Here is a 6,028-nt window from a genome sequence, read left to right as displayed (position 1 = left end):
GGGGGGGGGGGGCGCCGGGGCGGGCCCCCGCCCCCATACTCCATGGGGCGGGGGGGGCCCCCCCCCCTGCGGGGCCGGGGTGACGGCCGCGGGTCACCCCCACCGGGCCGGCACGTCCGCTCGGCGCGCAGCCACCCACCCCTTCAGGGGCGCGGGGAACTGCGCGAGCAACCCCCACGCACCCGCAGCCGACCCCCGACCGGACCGGAGGTCACCCGCAGTCAACAACCAACCCCCGACCGGAGGTCACCCGCACAGTTGTCTTTCTGCCGCAACCGGATCGTTCGGGAACCGCAGCGACGTCCGCCCCCACGCCCCAGTCACATTCCGCAGGAACCGCCCCCCGGTCAACGGCCCCCGAACAGCCGCGTCCAGCTCGGCCAGAACCCCGCACCGCAATGCCCGCCGCGCGGCGGCCACCTCGGTGGGTGAGACCCCGGCGGGCGGCACCCCCACCCCCCGGTCGGCCACCAGCCAAGCCGCCGGCAGGTGTTTGTCGTGGCCCACCCGCCCCGCTCCGACCCGTTCGGAGTGCGCCGCCAGGGGATACGCGAGCCCGATCGGATCGAGCGCGGCCCCGTCCAGCGGAACGACCGAGCCGTTGAACCCGAGGACCACATAACTCGCCGTCACCCCGCCGGAGGCGCCCCGGACCCACCCGTCCTTGCCCAGCACCACCACAGGCACGCCCGAGCGGCCGGCCGCCGCCACCGCACGCGCGTACCGCAGATGGTGCGGCGCCCCCGCGAAGGTGTGCCGCACGGGATGCGGATCGGCGTTGTGCCGTACGTACACCCCGCGTTCGTCCGCGATCCCCGCCGGGCCGATCTGCCCGCCGTACGGCATCCGCAGCCAGCCGGCGCAGACCACCGCCCACAGACCGACGCCGACCGCCGCCAACGTGCCGACCCGTGTCGCCGGGACGACGAACACGGGCAGCAGCATCAACAGCAGTCCGGGCAGCAGCATGCGTCCGTGCATGAAGTCACCGCCGACCTTCACGACGTACAGCCAGCACAGCAGTCCGGCGACGACGGGCGCGAGCGCGGAAACGACCCGCACCACCTCCGGCCCGCGCAATCCCCCCGGCCCGCGCAGGCCGACCCCGAGCCCGTGCGACCCCCCGCGGGCCGGAACGAGCGCCGCCGCCACGAACAGCGCCGGCACCCACAGCAGATACGGATGCGCGAAGTCCGCCAGATAGATCAGCCCTCGCCCCCACAGGCTCTGCGAGGCCTCCTTCGTCACGGCGGGCAGCGGCACCAGATGCCCGTAGTACCCGGCGCGGAACACCTCGTACGCGACCGGCAGTGCCCCCGCCGCCCCCGCCCCCGCGAACACCCCCCGCCACGACGGCCGCACCAGCAGCCACTGGGCCGCCAGGAACACCACGGTCACCAGCCCCAGGTCGGGCCGAACCAGGGGGCCGAGACCGATGACGAGAGACGTCACGAGAGAGGCAGGCCTCGTCGTCAGCGCCAGCCACGACCCCGCGATCCAGCACGTCGCGAGCCCCGTCTCCAGTCCCGAGGTCGCGAAGTCCCAGACAGGAGGCAGCCCGAGCAGGACCAGCGAACCCAGCGGCACGGCCGTCCGCCCGCCGTACGTCCGCAGCGCACCGATCCCCGCCAGCGCGAACCCGGTCGCGGTCAGCAGCAGCCCCCCGTACACCGCCGCCGTCGCCGGATCGACCCCCACCGCCCCGGCCGCGACCAGCAGCCACTGCCACAGGGTGCCGGTCGACGACTCGACCCGCTCACCCGCGTTGAACACGGGCCCGTTCCCCGCGAGCACCTGCCGCACGGTCCGTACGTAGATGTAGGCGTCGTCGGACATCCACCGCCGCCGGAACCCCGCGTACGCGATCAGGAGCGCGGGCACGGCCCACACCGCCACCCGCAGCCGGTCCGCCCACGCGGTACCGGGGCCGGAGCCGGGCGGCAGCGACAGGACGGACGACGAGGGCGGACGGCTCCTGCCGTGGAAGAAGTGCGAGGGGCGGGCGGGGGAGTGCGTCGACGTCATGATCCGTTCATCGGCCCACGTCCGGCCGAGCTTGACGGGCCTGTTGAAAATCCCCTACGCATGAGTAAGTTTACTCCGAAGTAAGTAAGCGTCACCGCAACGGGCAAGCGCCACCGCACCGCGAGCCGCCACCGGGAGCCGTCATGGGCGTACGCAGGGAACTGAAGCAGGCGAAGAAGCGCACCGATCCGAGGGGCCGTGTCCAGGTCGAGCTCACGAGGGACGGGAGCGGCACGGTCCGTGAGGCGCGCATGCCCGCCCTCGCGCCGGGAACCACCACCGGCAGCATCGCCGACCTGCCCTTCACCAACGCGGCCGAGGCCCCCGACGCCGTGGTCCTGCGCCGTAGGGAACGCGGTACCTGGCAGCCGGTGACCGCCACCGCCTTCGCCCGTGAAGTCACCGCCGTCGCCAAGGGGTTGATCGCGGCGGGCCTCGAACCGGGCGGCCGGGTCGCGGTGATGTCCCGTACCCGCTACGAGTGGACGCTGCTCGACTTCGCGATCTGGGCCGCGGGCGGCCTGTCCGTCCCCGTGTACCCCACCTCCTCGCCCCAGCAGATCGAGTGGATCGTCCGGGACTCCGCCACCCGTCTCGTCGTCGTCGAGACACCGGAGAACGCGGCGGCGGTCACCACCGGCACGGCCGGCCACCCGGCACCCCCGCGCATCTGGCAGCTCGACGCCGAAGCCGACGAGGGCACCGGCAACGGAACCGTTCGCGGTGGCGCCATCGCCGAACTGACCGCCCTGGGGCGCGACCTGTCCGACGAGGAGGTCACCAAGCGCCGCAGCGCCCTCGCCCCCGACACCGTCGCGACGATCTGCTACACCTCCGGCACCACCGGCCGGCCCAAGGGCTGCGTCCTCACCCACGCCAACCTGTACGCCGAGGCCGCCAACACCGTCGAACTCCTCCACCCCGTCTTCAAGGAGGTCACCGGCCAGCAGGCCTCGACCCTGCTCTTCCTGCCCCTCGCCCACATCCTGGGCCGCACCCTCCAGATCTCCTGTCTGATGGCACGGATCGAGCTGGGCCACTTCCCGAGCATCAAGCCCGACGAACTCCGCCCGGCGCTCCGCGGGTTCCGGCCCACCTTCCTCGTCGGCGTGCCCTACCTCTTCGAGAAGATCCACGGCACCGGCCGCGCCACCGCCGAACGCATCGGCCGCGGCGCCTCCTTCGACCGCGCCCACCGCGTCGCCGTCCGCTTCGGCGAACTGCACCTGGACAGGTTCCTGGGCCGCGGCAAGGGGCCGGGACCCGGTCTCTACGCCGCCTGGGCCCTGTACGACCTGCTGGTCTACCGCCGTGTCCGCAAGGAGATCGGCGGCCGTACGCGCTATGCCATCAGCGGCGGCTCCCCGCTCGACCGCGAGCTCAGCCTCTTCTTCTACGCCGCCGGGATCCTCGTCTACGAGGGCTACGGACTGACGGAGACGACCGCCGCCGCGACGATCGTGCCGCCCCTGCGGCCCCGCCCCGGCACGGTCGGGCTTCCCGTGCCGGGCACGGCCGTGCGGATCGCCGACGACGGCGAGGTGCTCATCAAGGGCGGCATCGTCTTCGGCGCCTACTGGAACGACCCGGCCGCCACCGACGCCGTCCTGACCGACGAGTGGTTCGCCACCGGCGACCTCGGCTCGCTCGACGAGGACGGCTACCTCACCATCACCGGCCGCAAGAAGGACATCCTCGTCACCTCCGGCGGCAAGAACGTCTCCCCGGCCGTCCTGGAGGACCGCCTGCGCAGCCGGCCCCCGGTCGGCCAGTGCGTGGTCGTCGGCGACAACCGCTCCTACATCGCCGCCCTGATCACACTGGACCGCGAGGACCTCACCCACTGGCTGTACGTCCGCGGGATGCCGGCCGACACCCCGCTGTCCGAGCTGGTCGGCGACCCCCGGTTGCGCGCCGACGTCCAGAAGGTCGTGGACCACGCGAACCAGGCCGTCTCCAGGGCCGAGTCGATCCGGGACTTCACCCTGGTGGAGGGCGAGTTCACCGAGGAGAACGGCCTGCTGACCCCGTCCCTGAAGATCAAGCGCCACGCGGTGACGGCGGCGTACGCGCAGGACATCGACGCGCTCTACGCCAACCCGACACCGGCGCCGGAACAGCAGTACACACGGGAACAGCGGGCCACCCCCGAGGGGTGACCCGCTGTTCGCGGAGCTCGGTGGAGCTGGGAAGTCAGCTTCCGGCAGCGCCGTTGCCCGAGAGCACCGGGATGTTGTCCAGGATGTGCGACAGGGGCTCGTCGCCCTTCGCCTGGGTGGAGTTCTCGGTGCACTGCTGGTTCTGCGGGGCCGACAGGATCGGCACGTCCTGCAGGACGGTGACGGGCACCAGGCCGACGAGGGAGGCCAGGTTGGCCTTGACCGGCAGACCGACACACGGCTTGTTGAGCGAGCCCTGCACGAGGGAGAGCTGGGGGCTCATCTTGCCGTGCGTGGCCTGGTTGCCGTACTTCTGGACGGAACCGTTGCCGTTGGCGGTGGTGACGCCGTCGTCGTTGCCGATGGCCAGCGCCTGGGGCGCGGCGACGGCCGACAGACCGGCGACAGAGGCGGCAAGTGCCGCGGTCGCCATCAGCTTCTTCATTTTCGTTCCCTTTCGGAGAGTGGCCCCCGTAACGGAGCCGCATATTCATCAACAGTGCGGTGGACGGTGCGGTTGCGGGGTTTGCCCCGATTGGCCCACAGGCCTTCCTCGGGACCGGAGCTACGCGCCGCCGTTGACGTGGCAGGGGGAGTGGGCCGCCGGGAAGGCCGGCGGCCCACAGGGTGATGCGGCAGATCAGCTGCCGGAGGCACCGTTGCCCGAGAGCACCGGGATGTTGCTGAGGATGTGCGAGAGGGGCTCGTCGCCCTTCGCCTGCGTGGAGTTCTCGGTGCACTGCTGGTTCTGCGGGGCCGACAGGATCGGCACGTCCTGGGCGACCGTGACCGGCACCAGGCCGACGAGCGAGGCCAGGTTGGCCTTGGCGGGCAGGCCGATGCAGGGCTTGTTCAGCGAGCCCTGGATGAGCGCCATCTGCGGGCTCATGTCGCCGTACGTCGCCTGGTTGCCGTAGATCTGCGCGGCGTGGTTGCCGTTGGCGGTGGTGACGCCGTTGTCGTTGCCGATCGCCATCGCCGAGGGGGCGGCGGCAGCCGTAACACCGGCGACGGAAGCGGCGACCGCCGCGGCAGCCATAACCTTCTTGATCACTTGCTGGTCCCTTCTGGAGTAACCCCGTCCACCGGAGCGACCTGGACAACTGCCCCCGGCCCGCATAGTTGCTCCGGTTCACTCCGATGGCCCATTTGGGAATGCCGTTTGTACTACACATGCGCGCGGAGCTTTCCGTGAATTGCGGACCGTGGAACGGGCCAACCGGGTGACACCTCGAAACCAATCGGCCCGCCTCCGGTTGATGCGGGAGCAGGAACACGGGTCTCTGCGCAGGAAAGGACCGGAGAAATGCTCAAGAAGGCAATGGCCACGGCGGCGGTCGCCGCTTCTGTCGTCGGTGTCGCGGCGGCGGGTGCCCCGCAGGCGCTTGCCATCGGCAACGACAGCGGCGTCACCACCGCCAACGGCAACCAGGCCGAGCAGGTGTACGGCAACGCCAAGACCGAGGGCGACATGAGCCCTCAGGGCCAGCTCGTCCAGGGCTCGCTCAACAAGCTCTGCCTCGGGGTGCCCGTCAAGGCCAACCTGGCCTCGCTCGTGGGTGTCCTGGTGCCGGTCACCGCTCTGCAGGACGTGCCGGTCCTGTCGGCGCCGCAGAACCAGCAGTGCGCCGAGAACTCCACCCAGGCGAAGGGTGACGAGCCGATCTCGCACGTCCTGGACAACATCCCGGTGCTCTCGGGCAACGGCGCCTCGGGCAGCTGACCGGCCGTCACGAGGACTGCCCGGGTCGCGGCCCCCCGCCGGGGGGGGCGGGGGGCCGCGGTCATTGGGGGGTTTTTTGTGGTTATTTTTTTTAGTTTTTTTAATTTTTTTTTGGAGCCCC

At 71.3% G+C, this 6,028-nt stretch carries 5 protein-coding genes; 2 read left to right on the top strand and 3 right to left on the bottom strand.

The features are described 5' to 3' along the window. Positions 1 to 246 precede the first annotated feature (246 nt). Positions 247 to 2,025, bottom strand: coding sequence for a hypothetical protein (locus ACFVH5_RS43710; protein ID WP_385839260.1), 1,779 nt, complete (start codon positions 2,023 to 2,025; stop codon positions 247 to 249). Between the two features lie 143 nt (positions 2,026 to 2,168). Between ACFVH5_RS43710 and ACFVH5_RS43705 the strand changes: the two genes are divergently transcribed. Next, a complete protein-coding gene (locus ACFVH5_RS43705; protein ID WP_385839259.1) occupies positions 2,169 to 4,184 on the top strand; it encodes an AMP-dependent synthetase/ligase in 2,016 nt (671 codons plus the stop codon). A 34-nt stretch (positions 4,185 to 4,218) separates the two neighbouring features. Here ACFVH5_RS43705 and ACFVH5_RS43700 read toward each other — a convergent pair whose 3' ends face one another. Together ACFVH5_RS43700 and ACFVH5_RS43695 are read right to left on the bottom strand one after the other, a co-directional pair. After that, complete coding sequence (locus tag ACFVH5_RS43700; protein WP_107016147.1) at positions 4,219 to 4,629, bottom strand: rodlin; 411 nt, start codon at positions 4,627 to 4,629, stop codon at positions 4,219 to 4,221. A gap of 195 nt (positions 4,630 to 4,824) precedes the next feature. Further along, positions 4,825 to 5,238, bottom strand: coding sequence for a rodlin (locus ACFVH5_RS43695; protein ID WP_107016148.1), 414 nt, complete (start codon positions 5,236 to 5,238; stop codon positions 4,825 to 4,827). Positions 5,239 to 5,490: 252 nt separating this feature from the next. Here ACFVH5_RS43695 and ACFVH5_RS43690 point away from each other — a divergent pair, with 252 nt between their 5' ends. Continuing rightward, the gene (locus tag ACFVH5_RS43690) at positions 5,491 to 5,907 is read left to right on the top strand and encodes a rodlin (protein WP_385839257.1); all 417 of its coding nucleotides are present in this window, start codon (positions 5,491 to 5,493) and stop codon (positions 5,905 to 5,907) included. The last annotated feature ends 121 nt before the right edge of the window (positions 5,908 to 6,028 follow it).

The organism is Streptomyces sp. NPDC127119, from assembly GCF_042677425.1.
In the GTDB taxonomy this organism is placed as follows: Bacteria; Actinomycetota; Actinomycetes; order Streptomycetales; family Streptomycetaceae; genus Streptomyces.
Note: the sequence above shows the minus strand (reverse complement) of the source record. Positions and strands in the feature narration are given on the sequence as shown.

Coding starts and splice junctions, on each gene's coding strand:
- ACFVH5_RS43710 (WP_385839260.1), bottom strand. CDS start 2,025: ATGACGTCGACGCACTCCCCCGCCCGCCCCTCGCACTTCTTCCACGGC.
- ACFVH5_RS43705 (WP_385839259.1), top strand. CDS start 2,169: ATGGGCGTACGCAGGGAACTGAAGCAGGCGAAGAAGCGCACCGATCCG.
- ACFVH5_RS43700 (WP_107016147.1), bottom strand. CDS start 4,629: ATGAAGAAGCTGATGGCGACCGCGGCACTTGCCGCCTCTGTCGCCGGT.
- ACFVH5_RS43690 (WP_385839257.1), top strand. CDS start 5,491: ATGCTCAAGAAGGCAATGGCCACGGCGGCGGTCGCCGCTTCTGTCGTC.